At 59.9% G+C, this 21,029-nt stretch carries 19 protein-coding genes; 3 read left to right on the top strand and 16 right to left on the bottom strand.

The genetic code is table 11. The annotated features are described in order from the left end of the window. Positions 1-102: 102 nt before the first annotated feature. Entirely contained in the window at positions 103-570 is a 468-nt protein-coding gene (locus ACM6IQ_RS00840; protein ID WP_414877889.1) for a ferritin-like domain-containing protein, read from the bottom strand. A gap of 203 nt (positions 571-773) precedes the next feature. Here ACM6IQ_RS00840 and ACM6IQ_RS00835 point away from each other — a divergent pair, with 203 nt between their 5' ends. Beyond that, positions 774-1,010 carry a DUF3820 family protein gene (locus ACM6IQ_RS00835; protein WP_017340422.1) on the top strand — a complete coding sequence of 79 codons (237 nt, stop codon included), beginning with the start codon at positions 774-776 and terminating at the stop codon, positions 1,008-1,010. Between the two features lie 9 nt (positions 1,011-1,019). After that, positions 1,020-2,201: an aminotransferase class V-fold PLP-dependent enzyme gene (locus tag ACM6IQ_RS00830; RefSeq protein WP_017340423.1), complete on the top strand. Its 1,182-nt coding sequence runs from the start codon at positions 1,020-1,022 to the stop codon at positions 2,199-2,201. 2 nt (positions 2,202-2,203) lie between these two features. Here ACM6IQ_RS00830 and ACM6IQ_RS00825 read toward each other — a convergent pair whose 3' ends face one another. The 4 genes from ACM6IQ_RS00825 to zwf form a co-directional block, all read right to left on the bottom strand. After that, positions 2,204-2,929, bottom strand: a complete 726-nt coding sequence (locus tag ACM6IQ_RS00825) for an intradiol ring-cleavage dioxygenase (RefSeq protein ID WP_017340424.1) — start codon at positions 2,927-2,929, stop codon at positions 2,204-2,206. Positions 2,930-3,124: 195 nt separating this feature from the next. Beyond that, positions 3,125-3,790 carry a bifunctional 4-hydroxy-2-oxoglutarate aldolase/2-dehydro-3-deoxy-phosphogluconate aldolase gene (locus tag ACM6IQ_RS00820; protein ID WP_017340425.1) on the bottom strand — a complete coding sequence of 222 codons (666 nt, stop codon included), beginning with the start codon at positions 3,788-3,790 and terminating at the stop codon, positions 3,125-3,127. Between the two features lie 17 nt (positions 3,791-3,807). Continuing rightward, a complete protein-coding gene (gene pgl / locus ACM6IQ_RS00815) occupies positions 3,808-4,521 on the bottom strand; it encodes a 6-phosphogluconolactonase (protein ID WP_017340426.1) in 714 nt (237 codons plus the stop codon). Continuing rightward, complete coding sequence (gene zwf, locus ACM6IQ_RS00810; RefSeq protein WP_017340427.1) at positions 4,508-5,977, bottom strand: glucose-6-phosphate dehydrogenase; 1,470 nt, start codon at positions 5,975-5,977, stop codon at positions 4,508-4,510. Before zwf ends, pgl begins: the two co-directional genes overlap by 14 nt. A 226-nt stretch (positions 5,978-6,203) precedes the next feature. On the opposite strand from zwf, the gene ACM6IQ_RS00805 reads away from it, so the two are divergent. Further along, on the top strand, positions 6,204-7,064 hold the full coding sequence (locus tag ACM6IQ_RS00805) for a MurR/RpiR family transcriptional regulator (RefSeq protein ID WP_172825977.1): 861 nt from the start codon (positions 6,204-6,206) through the stop codon (positions 7,062-7,064). Positions 7,065-7,217: 153 nt separating this feature from the next. On the opposite strand, the gene ACM6IQ_RS00800 is transcribed toward ACM6IQ_RS00805, so the two are convergent. The 11 genes from ACM6IQ_RS00800 to edd all read right to left on the bottom strand — a co-directional run bounded on the left by ACM6IQ_RS00800 (position 7,218) and on the right by edd (position 20,828). After that, positions 7,218-8,072, bottom strand: coding sequence for a D-hexose-6-phosphate mutarotase (locus ACM6IQ_RS00800; protein WP_017340429.1), 855 nt, complete (start codon positions 8,070-8,072; stop codon positions 7,218-7,220). Positions 8,073-8,186: 114 nt separating this feature from the next. Beyond that, on the bottom strand, positions 8,187-9,533 hold the full coding sequence (locus ACM6IQ_RS00795; protein WP_414877888.1) for a carbohydrate porin: 1,347 nt from the start codon (positions 9,531-9,533) through the stop codon (positions 8,187-8,189). A gap of 219 nt (positions 9,534-9,752) precedes the next feature. Then, positions 9,753-10,913, bottom strand: a complete 1,161-nt coding sequence (locus tag ACM6IQ_RS00790; RefSeq protein WP_017340431.1) for an ABC transporter ATP-binding protein — start codon at positions 10,911-10,913, stop codon at positions 9,753-9,755. 2 nt (positions 10,914-10,915) lie between these two features. Further along, positions 10,916-11,761, bottom strand: a complete 846-nt coding sequence (locus ACM6IQ_RS00785; protein WP_017340432.1) for a carbohydrate ABC transporter permease — start codon at positions 11,759-11,761, stop codon at positions 10,916-10,918. Continuing rightward, entirely contained in the window at positions 11,754-12,662 is a 909-nt protein-coding gene (locus ACM6IQ_RS00780) for a carbohydrate ABC transporter permease (RefSeq protein WP_017340433.1), read from the bottom strand. The genes ACM6IQ_RS00785 and ACM6IQ_RS00780 overlap by 8 nt, the downstream gene beginning before the upstream one ends. 141 nt (positions 12,663-12,803) lie before the next feature. After that, positions 12,804-14,105 (bottom strand): ABC transporter substrate-binding protein, encoded by a 1,302-nt coding sequence (locus tag ACM6IQ_RS00775; RefSeq protein WP_017340434.1) that lies wholly within the window; start codon positions 14,103-14,105, stop codon positions 12,804-12,806. A gap of 117 nt (positions 14,106-14,222) precedes the next feature. Next, positions 14,223-15,482, bottom strand: coding sequence for an AGE family epimerase/isomerase (locus ACM6IQ_RS00770; protein ID WP_414877887.1), 1,260 nt, complete (start codon positions 15,480-15,482; stop codon positions 14,223-14,225). Between the two features lie 159 nt (positions 15,483-15,641). Beyond that, entirely contained in the window at positions 15,642-17,111 is a 1,470-nt protein-coding gene (locus ACM6IQ_RS00765) for an ATP-binding protein (protein ID WP_017340436.1), read from the bottom strand. Beyond that, positions 17,101-17,832 carry a response regulator gene (locus ACM6IQ_RS00760; protein WP_007903365.1) on the bottom strand — a complete coding sequence of 244 codons (732 nt, stop codon included), beginning with the start codon at positions 17,830-17,832 and terminating at the stop codon, positions 17,101-17,103. The genes ACM6IQ_RS00765 and ACM6IQ_RS00760 overlap by 11 nt, the downstream gene beginning before the upstream one ends. Positions 17,833-18,045: 213 nt before the next feature. After that, positions 18,046-19,005, bottom strand: a complete 960-nt coding sequence (locus ACM6IQ_RS00755) for a glucokinase (RefSeq protein ID WP_414877886.1) — start codon at positions 19,003-19,005, stop codon at positions 18,046-18,048. Then, positions 19,002-20,828 (bottom strand): phosphogluconate dehydratase, encoded by a 1,827-nt coding sequence (gene edd / locus ACM6IQ_RS00750; protein ID WP_017340438.1) that lies wholly within the window; start codon positions 20,826-20,828, stop codon positions 19,002-19,004. The genes ACM6IQ_RS00755 and edd overlap by 4 nt, the downstream gene beginning before the upstream one ends. Positions 20,829-21,029: the final 201 nt, after the last annotated feature.

Genomic DNA, 21,029 nt, shown 5'->3' with positions numbered 1-21,029 from the left:
TGAAATCAAATTATTAGCTGGCTATCTATCTATCGTCCAGCGCTAAAAGCCGGGCACAAAAAAACGCCAGACTGGCTGGCGTTTCTGACAGGCTTTGCGCGCTTACGAGCGTGCGCGAGCCTGGTTACGCAGGGCTTTCACCTGATCGTGATTGCGTTGCACGCCGTGGTACTGACGTTCAACCAGATCACGAATGCCCACCAGGTTGTGCTTGTTGATTTTTTCGATGGCTTCTTTGTAAGCCTTCAGCGCATGGTCTTCACCGCGTTCGGCTTCGTTCAGCACAGCTTCTTCATCCTTGCCGGTGAACATGGCTTTCACGTCGACCCAGCGACGGTGCAGATCACCGCTGACGCTGGTGGAAGTTTCCGGATCGCCACCCATCGAACGCACAGCCGCTTGCAGCTCCGAAGCGGCCGTAGCGCAGTCGGCGGAGCGCTGGATGAACAGCGTTTTCAGTTCTGGGTGCTTGATGTCTTCAGCGCAAGTCTTGAACCCTTCCTGACCGTCTTTGCAGGTTTCAATCAGGTCATTGAGTACAGAGATCGCTTCTTTATTCATGTCGGTCATTTTCAATTCCTCGCGGGTTGATGAAAGATGCAATAGCTATTGCACCCTGCATGCCAGCTTTGAATTGATAATTTATTGCTTACATTTCAATAACTTAAATTTTACCCAGAAATCTGTATCCGCGTTATTTGCATGATCTGTCAATTGGCCTGCATGCAGAATGCCTGTATTTTCCAGCCTGACCGATTCAAGACGACTGATTGATGAACCCTGAAAAACTCGAACTGCTGATTACCCGTCAAATGCCCTTCGGCAAGTACAAGGGCCGCATCATTGCCGACCTGCCCGGCCAATACCTGAACTGGTTCGCCCGGGAAGGTTTCCCCCATGGCGAACTGGGCGGACTGCTGGCCTTGATGCAGGAAATCGATCACAACGGCCTGTCGGAGTTGCTTGAACCGCTGCGCGCCAAACACGGCAAACCTGCCCCTCGCCATTGAGCCATCCCCATGCCCGATAACACCCGCCGCGCCCGTGATGAAATGTTTTGGCAGACCTTTGCCGACCGCTATGCCGTCGAACCCGGCCCGATAAACCTCGAGAACGGCTATTTCGGACGCATGTCGCGCACGGTGATTGAGGAATACCAACGCAACATCGAACTCATCAACCGCAGCAACTCGGTCCATGTACGCCAGCGCTTCGAACGGGACGAAAACCTTGCGATCCTGGCCCAGCTCGCCGACCTGATTGGCGTGGCCGCAGAATCCGTTGCCCTCACCCGCAACGCGTCGGACGGTCTGCAATCGCTGATCCGCAATTACAACCGACTGCAGCCGGGCGATCAGGTGCTGATCTGCGATCTGGAGTACGACACGGTCAAAGGCGCCATGCGCTGGCTCGCGCGGCATCGCGGTGTTGAAGTCATCGAGATCGATCACGCGCACCCCGCCAGTTTCGACAGTTTGCTGGCCACTTATCGCGATGCATTCGCGCGTTATCCGAAGCTCAAGCTGATGGCGCTGACCCACGTCACTCACCGCACCGGGCTGGTGATGCCGGTGAAGGCGATTGTCGCTGCCGCCAGGGAACACGGGATCGACGTGATCCTCGATGGCGCTCATGCACTGGGCCAGATCGAATTCAAACTCGATGACCTGGGCGTCGCATTCGCCGGTTTCAACCTGCACAAGTGGATCGGTGCGCCGCTGACCCTGGGCTTCATGTATATCGCTCCCGAGCGCCTGGCCGACATCGACCCGGACATGGGCGAGATGCATTTCCCGGTCACTGACGTTCGCGCCCGCACGCCATACAGCACCCCCAACATCCCGGCGTTGCTGACCCTGCCGCTGGTGTTCGAGGAGCATCGGGCCATGGGCGGTTCGGCCGCCAAGGGTGCACGGCTCAATTACCTGCGCAACCGCTGGGTCAATGCGGTACGCGATCTGGCGGGCATCGACGTCATGACCCCGGACGACCCTCGACTGTATTGCGGCATCACGGCGATGCGCTTTACCCGGCACGCCGATCAGCAGGCAATGGCCGAGCGGCTGCTCAAGGACTACAACCTGTTCACCGTGACGCGCAGCGGTGCAGCGAGTGGCCCGTGCATCCGCATCACACCGGGGCTGACCACCACCGCTGCGCATATGGACGTGTTGACCCAGGCACTGCACGAACTGCGCTGACGTCAGACCGTGTATTTGTCGAAGTCCTCCGGTTTGATCTGCGATGACGCCGCGAACGTGTCGATGCCAATGGTCATTTGGCCGAAAAACCCGTCTTCTTTCGAGTCTCGACTGAGGGTGTGAACGGTCAGGGTCGAGGCTTCGCCGCCCATGGTTTCATAGAGAACATCCTGATCGTTGGTCAGTGGCGCGACGCTTCGGCCACTGTATTGCCGGGTGTTGAGCACCGAACGCGAAGCCGCTTCAGGGAAGTACAGCTGGCCGACCCAGGCGACATGCCGTTCTTCGAGATAGTTGTTGCCTGCGGTGACTCGGACTGCGACGTGGATGTGCAACGCGCGTCCGGCATAGAAACCCGGATAGATCGTGGTAAAGCGCACGATGCCTTTCTGATCCGTGAACTGCCCGCCGCGCAGGTAGGTATCGTCATCGGTACGCGGGATCGCGCCGATATCGCCGTTGTCGACTTCCTTGTCCGGGTCGATCCTGCTCCAGCCCGAATACGCACCACGCGCATTGCAATGCCAGATATCGACGATGGCGCCGGTGACCGGCTGGCAGGTCATCGCATCGACGATCGTCAGTTTCAGCACCAGAGGAACGCCGTCCATGCCTTCGCTGATGTTTCGCCTGATCAGTTTAGGGTTTCGAAAATACGGGCCGGCGATCTGTTCGGGTGACAGCAGGCAAGCCGGTTGTGCGGATGTCACTGAGGTGTTGTCGTCCATGACGCTCTCTCTTCCATAAGATGAACGCAGGTTAACGCCGGATGAGCGGCGAGATGCGGTAACTATGTATCGCGTGATGTCCTGTCTCGAATGCCACAGGTTCAGTGGTTTTCATTGGGCAAAAAAAAACGGTGCACCGACCAAGCGCACCGTTAAAGCCGTAGAACACACAACGAAGTGTCAGGTAAAAGCAGATCAGTCCAGCAGCGCCAAGGCCTCGGCGGTGCATTCCTGAATGCGGGCCCAGTCACCGTTCTTGATCCACTCCGGATCAAGCATCCAGCTACCGCCCACGCACATCACGTTTTTCAACGCCATGTAGCTCTTGATGTTGGCCGGGCTGACGCCGCCGGTCGGGCAGAATTTCACTTCGCCGAACGGGCCGCCCAGGGCTTTGATCGCCGCGACGCCGCCGCTGACTTCCGCCGGGAACAGTTTGAAGCGGCGATAGCCCAGACCGTAGCCTTCCATGATGCCCGAGGCATTGCTGATGCCCGGCAACAGCGGGATCGGGCTGTCGACGCTGGCTTCGAGCAAGTCACGGGTGATGCCCGGCGTGACGATGAACTGCGACCCGGCGGCTTCTGCGGCGGCCAGCATGTGGCGATCGAGCACGGTGCCGGCGCCGGTCACCAGTTCCGGACGCTGCTCGCGCAGGATCTGGATGGCCTTGAGGCCGAACTGCGAACGCAAGGTCACTTCCAGGGCTGTCAGGCCACCAGCCGCGAGGGCGTCGGCCAGCGGCAGCACGTCCTGTTCGCGAGCAATGGTGATTACCGGCAGGATCCGCGCCTTGGCGCAGAGGCTGTCGATCAGGGCAACTTTGTCCGCCATGGAAACGGTCGGGGATGGGGTTGTCATAGCGGCTGTTCCTTGGCTCATGGGCACCAGTAAATCTCTAACGTAGGTTGCAGAAACGCGCGAATCGGCATGGCGGCGACATCGTCACCGGCCAATGCGGCACTCAGGGTGGTCAGCTTGGACTGACCGGAAATCGATAGAACGGTGTGTTTGGCCGAAGCCAGCAGCGCGCGACTCATGGTCAGGCGCTGATGCGGCACGGTCGGCGCCAGCATCGGGTAGCAACGACGTGTGCCGTCGACTTTCAAGGCGTCGGCCAGGTTCGGACTGTTCGGGAACAACGACGCGGTGTGGCCGTCGTCGCCCATGCCCAGTACCAGCACGTCGATGGCAGGCAACTCGGCGAGCAAACGGTCGGCTTGCTCGGCCGCTTGTTCAAGGTTGGCGCTGGCGCTGTACAGACTCAGGAACTGAGCCTTGGCCGCCAGACCTTGCAACAGGTAGCGCTTGAGCAGACCGGCGTTGCTGTCGGCGTGTTCCACCGGCACCCAACGCTCATCAGCCAGGGTCACGACGACCTTGGACCAATCCAGTTTCTGTTTCGCCAGGTTCTGGAAAAACGCCACCGGGCTGCGTCCACCGGACACCACCAGCGTCGCGGTCCCGCGAGCGTCGATAGCGTCACTCAGTTGCTTGGCCACCTTCAGCGCCAAACCATCGGCCAGCAACACCGGGCTCTTGAACTCATGGGCGCTGACGCCCTGAGGCAGTTTCAAATTAGATATCGCCATACCACGACCTCCCGTCCCGCGTGATCAGAGCAATGGAGCTCATCGGTCCCCAGGACCCGGCCGCGTACGGCTTGGGCGCATCACCGGATTTCTTCCACCCGGCGATCAACTGGTCACACCACTTCCACGCGGCTTCGATTTCATCTTTACGGACAAACAGGTTCTGATTGCCGCGCATCACTTCCAGCAACAACCGCTCGTAGGCATCGGGAATCCGTGCGCTGCGCCAGGTGTCGGAAAAATTCAGCTGCAACGGACCGCTGCGCAGCTGCATGCCCTTGTCCAGGCCTTGTTCTTTGGTCATCACACGCAAGGAAATGCCTTCGTCCGGTTGCAGGCGGATAATCAGTTTGTTGCTGATTTGCAGGCGCTGCTCGGGGGCGAAGATGTAGTGCGACGGTTCCTTGAAGTGGATGACGATCTGCGACAGTTTCTGCGGCATGCGCTTGCCGGTGCGCAGGTAAAACGGCACCCCAGCCCAACGCCAGTTGCGGATGTCGGCACGCAGGGCGACGAAAGTTTCGGTGTCGCTCTGGGTGTTGGAATTCGGCTCTTCCAGGTAGCCGGGAACCGGTTTGCCTTCGCTGTAACCGGCGATGTACTGGCCGCGCACCACTTGGGTGGTCAGGCCTTCCGGGCTGATGGGCGCCAGCGCCTTGAGCACTTTGACTTTCTCGTCGCGGATGCTGTCGGCGGACAGGTCGGCCGGAGGGTCCATGGCGATCAGGCAAAGCAGTTGCAACAGGTGATTCTGGATCATGTCCCGCAGCTGACCGGCCTTGTCGAAGTAGCCCCAGCGGCCTTCGATCCCGACCTTTTCAGCCACGGTGATTTCCACGTGGGAGATGTAATTCTGGTTCCACTGGGTTTCGAACAGGCTGTTGGCAAAACGCAGGGCGATGAGGTTTTGAACGGTCTCTTTGCCCAGGTAGTGGTCGATGCGGTAGGTGCGGTTCTCCGGAAAGAACTGCGCCACGGCGTCGTTGACCTTGCGCGAGGATTCCAGATCGGAACCGATGGGTTTTTCCAGCACCACACGGGTGTTCTCGGCCAGACCGACCTTCGCCAGGTTTTCGCAGATCGCGCCGTAAACAGCGGCCGGCGTGGCGAAGTAGGCGATCACTCGCTGGGCGCTGCCGGCCATTTCGGCCAGGGCCACATAGTCTTCGGACTTGAGGAAATCGACGTGCAGATAGGTCAGGCGGGCCAGAAAACGTTCGACCACCGCTTCGTCCAGCTCTTTGGCGCCGACGTAGCGGCGCAGCTCGGAAGCGATGAACGCCAGATGCTCCTGCTCGCTGCCCGGCTCACGGGCCAGCGCGATGATGCGCGTGTCCTCGTGCAACAGGCCTGCGCCATCGAGTTGATAGAGGGCAGGAAACAGCTTGCGCAAGGCCAGATCGCCAAGCGCGCCGAACAAGGCAAAGGTGCACGGTTCAACCGTAATCGAAGGCATGATGTTTGTTCTTTTATCAAGTTAAGCTACAAATACCTTTTTTCAAGGCATCGCTCAAGCAAAAATGTAGTAATAACCACAACATTTTCGCAAAATACAGATTCCGAGTGGTGGTCGGTCGGAGCCATCAGTAGGATAGGCCACCGCTTGGGGTCGCATCAAAGGCCCAATTTGCATAGCCGAGCCCTTATTTGCATTGCAGAACCTAGGAAATCATATGGACCGCGTGCGAAATCTGCTGGAACAGATCCAGAATCGCCTTGAAGACCTGAACAAGGCCGAACGCAAAGTCGCCGAAGTGATCCTGCTCAACCCAGAGCAGGCCACCCGGTTCAGCATCGCCGCCCTCGCCCAGGCCTCCAAGGTCAGCGAGCCGACGGTGAACCGCTTCTGCCGTTCGTTCGGCGTCAGCGGCTACCCGGAACTCAAACTTCAGCTGGCCCAGAGCCTGGCCAGCGGCGCGGCGTATGTCAGCCGTGCGGTCGAGGCCGACGATAATCCGGAAGCCTATACCAAGAAGATTTTCGGCAGCGCCATCGCGTCGCTGGACAGTGCCTTGCAGGCCCTGGACCCGAATCTGATAAGCCGCGCTGTCGACCTGTTGATTCAGGCCCGGCAGATCCACTTCTTCGGCCTCGGCGCATCAGCCCCGGTGGCGCTGGACGCGCAGCACAAATTCTTCCGCTTCAACCTCGCCGTCACCGCCCATGCGGATGTGCTGATGCAGCGCATGATTGCGTCGGTGGCCCACACCGGCGAGTTGTTCGTGATCATTTCCTACACCGGCCGTACTCGCGAGCTGGTGGAAGTGGCGCGTATCGCCCGGGAAAACGGCGCTTCGGTGCTTGGGCTGACAGCCGAAGGTTCGCCGTTGGCCAAGGCCAGTACGCTGAGCCTGAACATCCCGCTGCCGGAAGACACCGACATTTATATGCCGATGACATCGCGGATCATTCAGTTGACGGTGCTGGATGTGCTCGCCACCGGCATGACGTTGCGTCGCGGGGTGGATTTCCAGCCGCATTTGCGCAAGATCAAAGAGAGTTTGAATGCGAGCAGGTATCCGGTGGGGGATGAGTTCAACTGATCCGAAATCTCTACTGACCGGTTCGGCCTCATCGCGAGCAGGCTCGCTCCCACATTGGATCTTCGGTGAACACAGCATTTGTGTTCAAAACCAATCCCCTGTGGGAGCGAGCCTGCTCGCGATGGCGGTAGTCCAGACACTGCCGCACCTGAACTAAACTCCCACCCGCGCCTGCAAACTCAAATGAGCCTTCTGCCCCGGCGCCAGGCTCAGGCTATCGGTCCCACCGCTCGCCGCCTCCACACAGACAAACTCGGAAATCTCGTTCCAACTTACGCCCAATAGCGGACGCGAACCGGGATGCCAGACCACCGTGTCCGCATCCTCCCCGGTATCAATGCACAATTCCCGCTGCCAGGCGTGATCCCTGAGCTGCAATTCGCCGTCATGCTGGAACACGCGTTGACAGCCACCCTCCACCCGCAACTCGCCTTCCTGCTGGCAAGCCTGGCGGTTCAACTGGTCATAACCTTGCGCACCGTCGAGCCCAGACAGCGCTATCTCGCCAACATCGCCAATACGCCAGTAAGCATGCAACGCCTGACTCAATTGGCACGGCAGGCTGTCCTGATGCTCGGTACTCAGGCGCAACGCCATGCGTTCGCCAAGGTGGGCATGCAGGTCTACTTGCCAGTCACACAACTGCAGTTGCCAGTGCAGGTGCACGCCGTCGTCGTCATGGCTGCTGTCGAGCAGTTTCCAGTCGAGCAACCGCGCCCAGCCATGGGATGGCCATGCGTTTTCACTCGGATGCCGTCCGTACCATGGCCAACACACCGGCACGCCGCCACGAATCGCACCCACGTGGGGCCACTTCGCCGCGCACCAGAGCCACGGTTTCTGCCCTTTGGGCTGGAAGTGCAGCAATTGCGCGCCCTGCCGACTGAACACCGCCTGACACAGCGGATGATCGATCACCAGCACATCGCGCATCTGATAGCGCTCCCACGCAAACATCGGACGTTCACGCAAGGATTTGAAGAAGCGTTGTAGCGGATGCTCATGCATGTGCCACTGTCCTGAAAATCATCTGTCACCGGGGTGCGCCGCCCCCAAAAAAAAGCGGACAGCCTGGGCTGTCCGCAAAAATGCGCACATAGAGAGGAGCTTATCGCAACAGCGTTAGAACACCGACTGAATTTTCAGGCCGGCCACCAGCGCGTTGTCGACTTCATCCACACCGCCCGGGTGAGTGATGTATTGCAGGTTGGGACGCACGGTCAGCCAGTTGGTAACGTGGAAGCCGTAGTTGATCTCGTAGTTGTATTCAGTGTCACGCAGTGGCGCAAACCGCGGATCTTCGTACTGGGTGACACCATTGTCGGCGTTGACCAGCTCGGCGTTTTTCTTCACGTCATCGTTGACATGGATACGGGCGAAACCGATACCGACGTCATCTTTCGGACGTGCATCGAACGGGCCCTTGTACACAAACATCAACGACTGATAGTTGTCGACGACGTTGGTGTCCTTGTCGTGGAACGTGGCGTTGGCCGATACGGTCAGACCACGGCTTTTGTCACCGTTGTGGTCGGTCAGCTGTTGCTGCGCCACGAACCAGTAGCCGGACTTGCTGCTGTGGCTGCGGTAAGCGTTGCCGCTGGTGGCCGCATCATTGCCGTTGTCGTCTTCACGAACGTCATCGGCGCTGGCCGTGCTTTTGTAGTAACCGACACGGTATTCGCCCGGCAGGTTGTTCGGGTTAGGCAACCAGACCAGTTCGACCGGCAACACGGTGCCCTTGGTACCACTGCCGCTAAGCTTGAAGCCGTTGCCGTGTTCCAGTTGCGACGGGTTCTGGTTGTACGCGCCGATCTGCGCATAGAACTCGGGCGAGATGTTGTACTTTACGCGGATTGCGGCCTGGCTGACGGGCCAGTTGTACCAGATGTTGGTCGCCCAGTTACCCACCTGGGAACCGCAGAATGCCAGGTTCTGGAACTCGCAAGGGAAGGTGTTGAAGTCTTCGCCTTCGCCGAAGTAACCGGCCTTGACGTCCAGTTTGCCGTCGAGGAACTGGTGCTTGATCCACAACTGGGTCAAACGAACCATATGGCCGCGACCGTAGACTTCCTGGGAGGAACTCAAGGTGCCGGCACGCGGGTCGCCAACACGGTCATTGGAGATGTTTTCACCATTACGGTTGGTCAGCTGGATCTTCGCCTGGGTGTTATCCCAGCCCCACAGCTTTTGCAGGTCGAGCGCCACGCCCAGGCCGAACTGGTCGGCGTAACGCGCCGTCTTGTCGTTGTTGTAGCCGCCGTGGAGGTTGCTGCCCACTTCACCGACGTAGTCCATCTTGATGTCGATGCCCTGCTCGATCAGCTTGGTCCGCTCACCACCCCAATCGCCGGTCATCCATTCGGAATCGGCGCTGAACGCGTCAGCCGCGTGCACACTGCCAGCCAGCATCATTGCCGCAATCGCCGACAACTGGCAGATAAGCTGAGCGTTTTTGTTCTTCTTCATCCCTACATCCTCGTTTTATTGTTATTAACTGTTTTTATCTAACGCGGTTACATCAGTTGCGAAGAGCGACAGGCCGCTCACCGCATATGCCCCTGTGAGACCGGGCTTTTGTAGGAGCTGGCCTGCCGGCGATGCAAACGACTCGGTTTAATGTCGAACCGATTTGATGCCATCGCTGGCAGGCCAGCTCCCACACAACCCCATTCCCACATTTGATCTTCAGCGGCCTTTGAATTGAGTCACGTTGGCGCTGTGCACTTCGGTCTTTGGCAGACCGGCCACCCCCAGGCGCTCCCCGGTCTTGGCATCGAACAGCAGCACTTTCGATGGATCGAATTGCAGGGTCAGGGTCTCGCCCACGGCCGGTGCAACGTCCGGCGCCAGGCGGCAGCAGACTTTGGTGTCGTTGAGATTGACGAAAACCAGTGTGTCGGGACCGGTCGGTTCGGTGACCTGGACTTCGGCGCGAATGGTCGGCAAACCGTTCGGCTCGCTACCCGCCAGCACGATCTGTTCCGGACGCATGCCGAGGATCACTTCGCGGTCTTCGAGCCCTGCGTCCTGCATGCCCAATGGCAATTCGCAACGCGCCTGACCGCTGTCGAGCAGCGCCACCAGACGACCGTCCTTGCGCTGCAAACGCAGGGGGATGAAGTTCATCGGCGGCGAACCGATGAAGCTCGCCACGAACAGGTTGGCCGGGTTGTTGTAGATGTCTTTCGGCGTGCCGAACTGCTGGATGATCCCGTCCTTCATCACCGCCACTTTATCGCCCAGCGTCATCGCTTCGATCTGGTCGTGGGTCACGTAGACCGTGGTGGTTTTCAGGCGCTGGTGCATCAGTTTCATTTCGGTGCGCATTTCGACGCGCAGCTTGGCGTCGAGGTTGGACAGCGGTTCGTCGAACAGGTAAATCTTCGGCCGCCGCGCCAACGCACGGCCCATCGCCACGCGCTGTTGCTGGCCACCGGAGAGCTGGCCCGGCTTGCGATTGAGCAAGTGTTCGATCTGCAACAGCTTGGCGACCCGCGCCACTTCCGCTTCGATGTCGGCGGCAGGCATTTTGCGGATTTTCAAGCCGAAGGCGATGTTCTCGCGAACGCTCATGGTCGGGTACAGCGCGTAGGACTGGAACACCATGGCGATGTCACGGTCTTTGGGGCTCATGCCGCTGACGTCCTGATCACCGATCATGATCGCGCCGCCGGTGATGGTTTCAAGGCCGGCGATGCAATTCATCAGGGTCGATTTGCCGCAGCCCGAAGGACCGACCAGGATCAGGAACTCACCGTCCTTGATCGACAGTTCGATGTTCTTGAGGGTGTCCGGCAGGCCGGGGCCATAAGTCTTGTTTACGTTGCGAAGTTCGAGCGTTGCCATGATTACCCCTTGACTGCGCCGGCCGTGAGACCGCGCACGAAATACTTGCCTGCGACCACATAGACCAGCAGGGTCGGCAGCCCGGCGATCATCGCCGCCGCCATATCAACGTTGTATTCCTTGGCCCCGGTACTGGTGTTGACCAAGTTGTTCAGCGCCACCGTGATCGGTTGCGAATCACCGCTGGAGAACACCACGCCGAACAGGAAGTCGTTCCAGATCTGGGTGAACTGCCAGATCAGGCAGACCATGATGATCGGGGTGGACATCGGCAGGATGATCAGCCGGAAGATGGTGAAGAAACCCGCGCCATCCAGCCGTGCGGCCTTCACCAGCGCATCGGGAACGCTGACGTAGTAGTTGCGGAAAAACAGCGTGGTGAACGCCAGCCCGTAGACCACGTGCACGAACACCAGGCCCGTGGTGGTGCTGGCCAGGCCCATTTTGCCGAGCGTGAACGAGGCCGGCAGCAGGACGGTCTGGAACGGCAGGAAGCAACCGAACAGCAGCAGGCCGAAGAACAACTGCGAACCGCGAAAGCGCCACATCGACAGCACATAGCCGTTCAGCGCGCCGATGGCGGTGGAGATCAGCACCGCCGGGACGGTGATCTTGATCGAGTTCCAGAAATACCCGTCGACGGTGCCCCAGGCCTTGACCCAGCCAATGCCGCTGACCACGGTCGGCCAGCTCAGCAGGTTGCCGGTGTTGATGTCTTCCGGTGTCTTGAAACTGGTCAACAGCATGACCACCAGCGGTATCAGGTAAAGCAATACCGCCAGGATCAGCACGCCGTAGATCGCGATGCGACTCAGGCTGATGGAAGGTTTGGCAGCGAAACTAGTCATGACGCTTGGTCCTCAGCTCGGAGTACAGGTAAGGCACGATGATTGCGAGAATCGCACCGAGCATCAGAATCGCACTGGCCGAGCCCATGCCCATCTGGCCGCGACTGAACGTGAAGGAGTACATGAACATCGCAGGCAGGTCGGAGGAGTAACCCGGGCCACCGGCCGTCATCGCCGCCACCAGGTCGAAACTCTTGATCGCGATGTGAGCGAGGATCATCACGGCGCTGAAGAACACCGGACGCAGGCTCGGCAACACCACTTTGAGGTAGATGCGCGGCATGCTCGCACCATCGATCTGGGCGGCACGGATGATCGATTGATCAACCCCACGCAGGCCGGCGAGGAACATCGCCATGATGAAGCCCGAGGCTTGCCATACCGCAGCGATCACCAGGCAATACACCACGCGATCGGGATCGATCAGCCAGTCCAGGCGAAAGCCTTCCCAGCCCCAGTCACGCAACAATTTGTCCAGGCCCATGCCCGGGTTGAGCAGCCACTTCCAGGCCGTGCCGGTGACGATCATCGAGAGCGCCATCGGGTACAGGTAGATGGTGCGAATGAAGCCTTCGCGGCGAATACGCTGGTCAAGAAACACCGCCAGCAGCACACCGATCACCAGGGTGATGCCGATGAACATGCCGCCGAACACCGCGAGGTTCTTGCTCGCCACCCACCAACGGTCGTTGTCGAACAGCCGCTGGTACTGCGCCAGACCCGCCCACTTGTAAGTCGGCAGAAAGGTCGAACTGGTGAACGACAGCACGAACGTCCACAGGATGTAGCCATAAAAGCCCACAAGAACGATGAACATGCTGGGCGCCAGCACCAGTTTGGGGAGCCAGCGCTGCAATGCATCGAACGGCGAGGCCTTGCTGAACACAGCAACAGAACTCATGGGAAAATCCAGTATGTAGAGAAAGGATTACAAGCGCATTCCCTGTGGGAGCCAGCCTGCTGGCGATTGCGCTGTGTCAGTCGCACATTGAGTACCTGACACTCCGCTATCGCGAGCAGGCTCGCGCCTACAGGCCAAGCATTACTTGGCAGCCTTGATGGCCGTGCCCAGTTGCTTGGCGGCCGTGGCCGGATCGGCTTTCGGGTCGTTGATGAAGTTGGTCACGACATCAAAGAACGCACCCTGTACCGCCAGCGTGGTCGCCATGTTGTGCGCCATGCTCGGCTGCAGGCCGCCGGACTTGGCGTCTGCCAGGAAGTCCTTGGCCGCGGTCTGGGCGCAGGCGTCGAAACCGTACTTGCCCATGTCGCTCAGCATGTCGTTTCGAACCGGGATCGAGCCCTTGTTGATGCTGAAGACTTTCTGGAAGTTTTCACCCAGCACGATTTTCGCAATGTCCTGCTGAGCGGCAGCAGTACCCTGGTCTTTCTGCTTGAACACGGCCAGGGAGTCGATGTTGTAGGTGAACGCTTTTTCGGTGCCCGGGAAAGCTACGCACTCGTAGTCCTTGCCGGCGACTTTCTTGGCCGCTGTCCACTCGCTCTTGGCCCAGTCACCCATGATCTGCATGCCGGCCTTGCCGTTGATGACCTTGGCCGCTTCCAGGTTCCAGTCCTGGCCTTTGCCATCGACGTCCATGTAGGTCGCGACTTTCTTCAGCTCGGTCAGCGCCTTGACCATGTCAGGGCCGGTCAGCGCAGCGTTGTCCAGGTCCACCAGGGCTTTCTTGTAGCCGTCGACGCCCATGACCGAAAGCACCACCGCTTCGAACACGGTGCTGTCCTGCCAAGGCTGGCCGCCGTGGGCAAGGGCGATGAAGCCCGCTTTCTTGAGTTTGTCGCCAGCGGCGTAGAACTCTTCAAGGGTGGTCGGGGCTTTTTCGATCCCGGCTTTCTTGAAGACTTCCGGGTTGATCCACAGCCAGTTGACCCGGTGAATGTTCACCGGCACGGCCACGTAGTCACCCTCGTATTTCACGGTATCGGAGACTTTCTTGTCGAGCAGGCTGTCCCACTTCTCGGATTTAGCGGTGTCTTTCAAGACGTCGGTATCGAGCAAGCCGGTGGACGCCCATTCCTGGATGTCCGGACCTTTGATCTGCGCTACGCCCGGCGGGTTACCGGCAACGGCGCGGCTTTTGAGCACGGTCATGGCCGTCGCACCGCCACCACCGGCAACAGCGCCGTCCTTCCAGGTGAAGCCGTCTTTTTCGACTTGGGCCTTGAGCACATCGACCGCAGCCTTTTCGCCGCCGGAGGTCCACCAGTGAACGACTTCTACCGAACCCTTGGAATCGGCGGCAAGTGCACTGAGGGGGAATGCAGAGATTGGAAGCAATGAGGCAAGAGAAATGACAGTAGCGAGGCGAGAAATCGCATTCATCTAGAATTACCTTTCTTGTTGTTATGCATGCAAGTCTGGTGCTTGCGCTGCATAGGATTTTAAACAGGAGTCATCCCCTCGCAGGTAACGAAGGGACGCGTGAATGTCACCGCATGGTTACATAGAACCGCTCTGGGACAACCTCGCCAAGGCACTGGCCATGCTCGGCGCCAGTGGCAGGCGCGGAATCAGCACGGCTTGCCAGGCGTGATAGAGATCGGGTTTACCGGCCCATATATCCGCACTCGGACGGTTCTGCGGATCGAGTTCATGGTGCCAACTGCCATCGCATCGATCGATGAAATGACTGTCACAAAAGTCCCAGAACAGTCGGTACCAGGTTTCGTAGTGCGCCTCGCCCGTGCGTTTGAGCAACGCGCTGGCGGCGGCGCTGGCTTCGCAATGGGTCCAGTGCAGGCGATGGCGAACCACTGCGCGGTTGTCCCAGTCGAGGGTGTAGACAATCCCCGGCAGACCATCGATTTCCCAGCCGTGACGGCAGTTGTGTTCGAAGAGTTTTTGCGCGTCGGTGGCGAGCCAGCCCGGCGTCAGCATCCCCGCCTGCACCCGCGCCGCTTCGAGGTGCAGCAATAGCCGCGCCCATTCGAAACCGTGGCCCGGCGTGGTGCCGTAAGGACGAAAACCGTCGGCCGGGTTGTCATGGTTGTACTCGCGCAGCGGCTGCCAGTCGTGGTCGAAATGCTCGACCACCAGGTAATCGTTGGCGGCGGCGTGACCATGGATCACGCGCTCGACGATCCGTTGCGCGCGGCACAACCAGCGGTTGTCTTCAGTGACATCGGCCAGTGCGAGGAAGGCTTCGGTGGCGTGCATGTTGCTGTTGGCACCGCGGTAGCGTTCTTCTTCACTCCAGTCGCGGTTGAAGGATTCACGCATCGCGCCCTCCTTCTCGCTCCAGAAATGCGTGTCGATGATGTTGATCGCGTCATCGAGCAAGGCTTGCGCGCCGGGGCGTTGCGCGACTACCGCAGAACTGGCAGCGAGGGCGACGAACGCGTGCAGGTAAGCCGCTTTGCCCGTGTTGCCGTCGCGGTGTTCAGGGGCGGCGAACCAGCCACCGTGTTCGGCATCCTTCAACGGGCCGCTGAGTGCCTGGACGCCGTGATCCACCAGCTCGGCGAAACCCGGCAGGCCCTGGATATGCGCCATGGCAAAGCTGTGGGTCATGCGCGCGGTGTTCATGGTTTCGGCGTGGGCGTTGGCCGGGAGGCGGCCTTTTTCATCGAGATTGCCGAAGCCTTCGGGGAGCTTCGAGGCCTTGGCAAACGCCAGCAGGCGCAGGCCTTCGGTAGCGAGCCATTGCTGATGGGCCGGTGCGTTCAGCCAACTGCTGAAGGCGGGTTGGAAGGTGTCCATGGGGTGCCTTTTTTGTTGTTATGACTGCGGGCAGTCTAAACAACGGGCGGGGACGGGCTTGTAACGAAGGGGGCGAGTTATGTCACCGGGTGGTGACATTCACTGCAGCGAGTGATCACCTGTGGCGAGGGAGCAAGCTCCCTCGCCACAGGGTCGGTGTCAATCGACTGAGCGCGGCAACTGCAAGGTCACCCGCAATCCACCTTCACGCAAATTCTGCAGGCTGACTTCCCCACCATGGCTATGGGCAATGTTGCGCGCAATCCCCAACCCCAACCCATAACCCTGCTGCTGCCCGGCCAGGCGAAAGTGCGGCTCGAACACCTGCTCCAGACGCTGCTCCGGCACACCCGGACCTTCGTCATCGACATGCAGGACAAATGCGTTCTCGTCGTCATCGATATGCAAGTGCGCGTTCTGTCCGTACTTCAGGGCATTGTCGATCAGGTTGCCGATACAACGCTTGAGCGCCAGCGGCTTGCCCGGATACGCCGCCAGTGCCCGCCCCTGCTGGGTCACGCGACCATTGCCGTTGGGCGCCAGGTACGGCTCCACCAGGCAATCGAGCACATGGTTGAGGTCTACCGGTTCGATGTTTTCGTGGATGTCGGTGTCTTTCACGCATTGCAACGCGCCTTTGACCAGCAGTTCCAGCTCATCCAGATCGCGCCCGAACTTGGCTTGCAGCTTTTCGTCTTCAAGCAATTCAACCCTTAGCCGCAAGCGGGTAATCGGTGTGCGCAAATCATGTGAGATTGCGCTGAACAACTGGCTGCGTTCAGTCAAGTAACGACTGATGCGCTCGCGCATGGCATTGAAAGCGCGGCCCACTTCAACCACTTCACTGCCGCCGCCCTCGGGCACCGGTTCGACCTCGGCACCGAGGGACATGTCTCGCGCTGCCCGCGCCAGGCGTTTGAGCGGACGACTTTGCCAATGCACCAGCAGGCCGATGAACAACAGCAAGAAACCGCTCGTGAGGACGATGAACCAGACTTGTTGCGCTGGCAGACCTTGCTCCTCAAGGCTGGTGTACGGCTCGGGCAGCAGCGAAGCGATGTACAGCCATTCCCCCGGCGCCATCTGGATTTGCGTGACCAGCACCGGCGGGTTCACTGGCTCCAGGGTCAGTGCGTAATGCGCCCAGGAACGCGGCAGCTCATCGAGTTTCAGGCCGCTATTGAAGATCCGCAGATCCTCGGGGCTGACGAAGGTCACCGAGATATCCGTGTCGTGGCCGAGGGAATCGCGCAACACCTGATCCACCGCCTTGAGCACCGCTTCTTTGCGCGGGGTGACCGGCAGCACATCCATGCCCAAGGGTTTGTCGTTGAGGGTCACGACAAAACGGGTGCCGCCCATGCTGCGTAACTGGTCTAGCACCAGCGGCCTGAAGGCAACCGGCAACGAGCGGAAATAACTGACACTGGCGGTCATCGAATGGGCGAGGCTGCGGGCGCTGGTGACCAGGCCTTCGAGCTGCGTAGCGCGCAGTTGCGAAACCCAGATCACACTCGACAACGCCTGGGCGAACAGCACCGCCAGCAACGTCAGCAACAACATCCGCCCGAGCAGCGAACGTGGCACGGGCACCTTGGCCGCAAGCTTGCGGAAAAACTCAGTGACCATTGCTGGCAACCACATTGGCTGCCAGTTGGTAGCCGCTACCACGCACCGTGCGGATCAGCCGCGGCGGTTTTTCGGTATCGCGCAGGCGCTGGCGCAAACGGCTGACCGCCATGTCGACGATCCGGTCCAACGGCATCAGGTCGCGGCCACGGGTGGCGTTGCCGATGGTGTCGCGGTCGAGGATTTCCTGGGGGTGATCGAGGAACAGTTTCAGCAGGGCGAAATCGGCGCCGGACAGAATCACTTCCTCGCCATCGATGTGGAACAGCCGATGGCTGACCATGTCCAGCCGCCAGTCATCGAACGCCAGTACTTCACTGCCGGAACGCTCCTGACCGAACTGCGCACGACGTAACAAGGCTTTGATGCGCGCCTGCAATTCACGGGGGCTGAAGGGCTTGCCGAGGTAGTCGTCGGCGCCCAGTTCCAGGCCGATGACGCGGTCGGCTTCGTCGGAGCTGGCGGTGAGCATGATGATTGGCACCTGCGCCTGCCGCGGGTGCTGGCGGATCCAGCGGCAGAGGCTGAAGCCGTCTTCGTCGGGCAGCATCACGTCGAGGATCACCAGATCGCTCGGCGCCTCGTTCAGCGCCTGGCGGAAACCGGCGCCGTCGGGCGTGGTGCGCACCTGAAAACCCGCGCGGGTCAGGTAGGTGTCCAGCAACTCGCGTATCTCTTGATCGTCATCGACCAACAAAATCGACTTGTTGACTGAGCTCACGGGGCGGCGTCCTTGTTATTGGAATTGGGCGGATTATGCCTGATGAAGATTTGAAAACGAGTAAGCATTTGTGGCGAGGGAGCTTGCTCCCGCTGGAGCGCGAAGCGCTCCCAAACCTGATGATTACAGCCTGACTGACGACTCCTGGTGTCAGGTTTTGCGGCTGCTGCGCACCCCTGCGGGAGCGAGCTCCCTTGCCACACGTTATTTTTTTCAGGCGAGGCTGGATTGTTCCAGCGCCACACCCGCGCCCACCAGCCCGGAATACGGCGCTGTCACCAGCCACACCGGAATCCCCTTGAAGTAATGGCTCATGCAGCCTTTGTCAGCAAAGCACCGGGCAAAACCACTTTCAATGAAAAAATCGGCAAACCGTGGAATCACCCCACCAACGATGTAAACACCGCCTCGTGCACCCGTGGTCAGTACGTTGTTGCCGGCCACTCGACCGAGCCAGCAGCAGAACTGCTCCAGCACTTCCAGCGCAATCGGATCACCCGCCAGACCGGCAGCGGTAATCGCTTCCGGCGTTTCGAGCACAGGCGTGTGCCCGTCCACCGCACAAATCGCCCGATAGACGCGCGGCAAGCCGCCGCCGCTCAACGCCGTTTCAGCGCTGACATGCCCAATCTCATTGAAGATGTGCTGCCACAATTGCGTTTCACGCAGGCTGCTCAACGGCAAATCGACGTGCCCCCCCTCGCCCGGTAACGCAGCAAAGCGGCCCTCGCCCAGGTCGAGCAAGGTGCCAACGCCCAGGCCCGTGCCGGGACCAATCACCACCGCCGGCCGCAACGGTTCCGGCGTGCCTTCGCACACCACGCGGAATTCGCCCGGTTGCAAACGGGTCATGCCCAGCGCCATCGCCGAGAAGTCATTGACCAGCAGCAGTCGATCGACCTGCAAGGTCTGGCAAAACGCCTTGCGGCTGAGGCGCCAGTGATTGTTGGTGAACTTGAATTCATCACCGCTCACCGGTCCCGCCACCGACAGGCACACCGAACCGATCGAACCCGGCGCCAGACCGAGCCCGCCCAGGTAGATCGCAATCGCCTCTTCCGGGCTGGCGTGATCGGCCGTCGCCAGCACCTGGACCGATTCCAGTTGCTGGTTTTTCCACAACGCGAATCGTGCGTTGGTCCCACCGATGTCACCGACCAAAGCCAGTTTCAATTAAGCGTCTCCAGGGCAGAAGTAAAGGCGCTGGCGCCCTGCTCTGCGGAGCTGAAGGCCATGCGCATGAAACCAAACAGCTCACGACCGCTGCCAATGTTGTTGCCCAACAGGCCCTTGGCAGGTTCGCGCGCCGCGAATTCGTCGGCGTCCACCTTAAGCTCCAGGGTGCCTTTGACGCCATCGACGCGAATGATATCGCCCTCTTGCACCCGCGCCAAAGCACCGCCCACATGAGCTTCAGGGCTGACGTGTATCGCCGCCGGGATTTTCCCCGACGCACCGGACATGCGCCCGTCGGTGACCAGCGCGACTTTGAAGCCGCGATCCTGCAGCACGCCAAGGAACGGCGTCATCTTGTGCAGTTCCGGCATGCCGTTGGAGCGCGGGCCCTGGAAGCGCATCACCGCGACAAAATCTTTCTCCAGCAAACCGGCCTTGAACGCATCGGCCAGGTCCTGCTGATCCTGGAACACCATTGCCGGTGCTTCGACGATCTGGTTTTCCAGTGCCACCGCCGAGACTTTCATCACGCCGCGACCGAGGTTGCCTTCCATCACCCGCAAACCGCCCTCAGGCGAGAACGCTCGAGCGACTGGACGCAGGATGGTTTCGTCGAGGCTTTCGGTCACGCCTTCGCGCCAGACCAACTCACCGTTATCGAGGAACGGTTCCTGGGTGTAGCGGCTCAGGCCATGGCCCAGGACCGTGTTGACGTTTTCGTGGAGCAGACCGGCGTCCAGCAGCTCGCGGATCAGGAACGACATGCCGCCCGCGGCCTGGAAGTGGTTGATGTCGGCTTTGCCATTCGGGTAGACGTGGCTCAGGGTCGGCACGACTTCGGAGAGGTCGGCCATGTCCTGCCAGGTCAATTGAATACCGGCGGCCATGGCGATGGCCGGCATGTGCAAGGTGTGGTTGGTCGAACCGCCAGTGGCGTTCAGTGCCACGATGGAGTTGACCAGTGAACGCTCATCGACGATTTCGCCGATCGGCATGAAGTTGCCATTCTGCTTGGTCAGGCGCGTCACTTGATGCGCCGCTTCGCGGGTCAGGGCATCGCGCAGTGGCGTGTTCGGGTTGACGAAAGACGAGCCCGGCAAGTGCAGACCCATGACTTCCATCAGCAGCTGGTTGGTATTCGCGGTGCCGTAAAAAGTGCAGGTGCCGGGGCTGTGATAGGAATTCATTTCCGATTCCAGCAGCTCTTCGCGAGTGGCCTTGCCTTCGGCATAGCGCTGGCGCACATCGGCTTTCTGCTTGTTGGAGATGCCCGAGACCATCGGCCCGCCCGGCACGAAGATCATCGGCAGATGACCGAAACGCAGCGCGCCCATCATCAGGCCCGGGACGATCTTGTCGCAGATGCCGAGCATCAGCGCGCCGTCGAACATGTTGTGGGAAAGGGCAACAGCGGTGGACAGCGCGATCACTTCACGGCTCGGCAGGCTCAGTTCCATGCCCGGCTCGCCCTGGGTCACGCCATCGCACATGGCCGGGGTGCCACCGGCGAACTGGCCGACAGAGCCAATCTCGCGCAGGGCTTTCTTGATCTGTTCAGGGAAGACTTCGTACGGCTGGTGCGCCGAAAGCATGTCGTTATATGACGAAACAATCGCAATGTTTGCGGAGTTCATCATCCGCAGGCTGTGCTTGTCTTCAGTGCCGCAGCCGGCCACGCCATGGGCGAAGTTGGCGCATTGCAGCTTGCCGCGCATCGGACCGTCGCTGGCTGCACCGCGAATGAGCGCAAGGTAAGCCTCGCGGGTTGCGCGGCTGCGGGCGATAAGCCGTTCGGTGACCTCAAGGACGCGGGGATGCATGTGTAGAACTCCAGGCTAACGGATGTGGCGACCTGATTGTCTATGCTGAGCAAGAGCCGTTGTTGTCGGGATGACAGACGGTTTTCTTGATCGGTCGGACCAGTTGATTCAGGTCACTCGTTGTAGATTGAACAAAATATTGCCATTAAAAAGGCTTGTTTTCTATTTTTATGCGAATAATCTTGTAATTCCAACAACAAA

Source organism: Pseudomonas sp. IT-P100 (assembly GCF_949767185.1).
GTDB classification, from domain to species: domain Bacteria; phylum Pseudomonadota; class Gammaproteobacteria; order Pseudomonadales; family Pseudomonadaceae; genus Aquipseudomonas; species Aquipseudomonas fluorescens_B.
The sequence above is the reverse complement of the archived record's forward strand: the minus strand, read 5'-3'. Positions and strand labels throughout refer to the sequence as shown.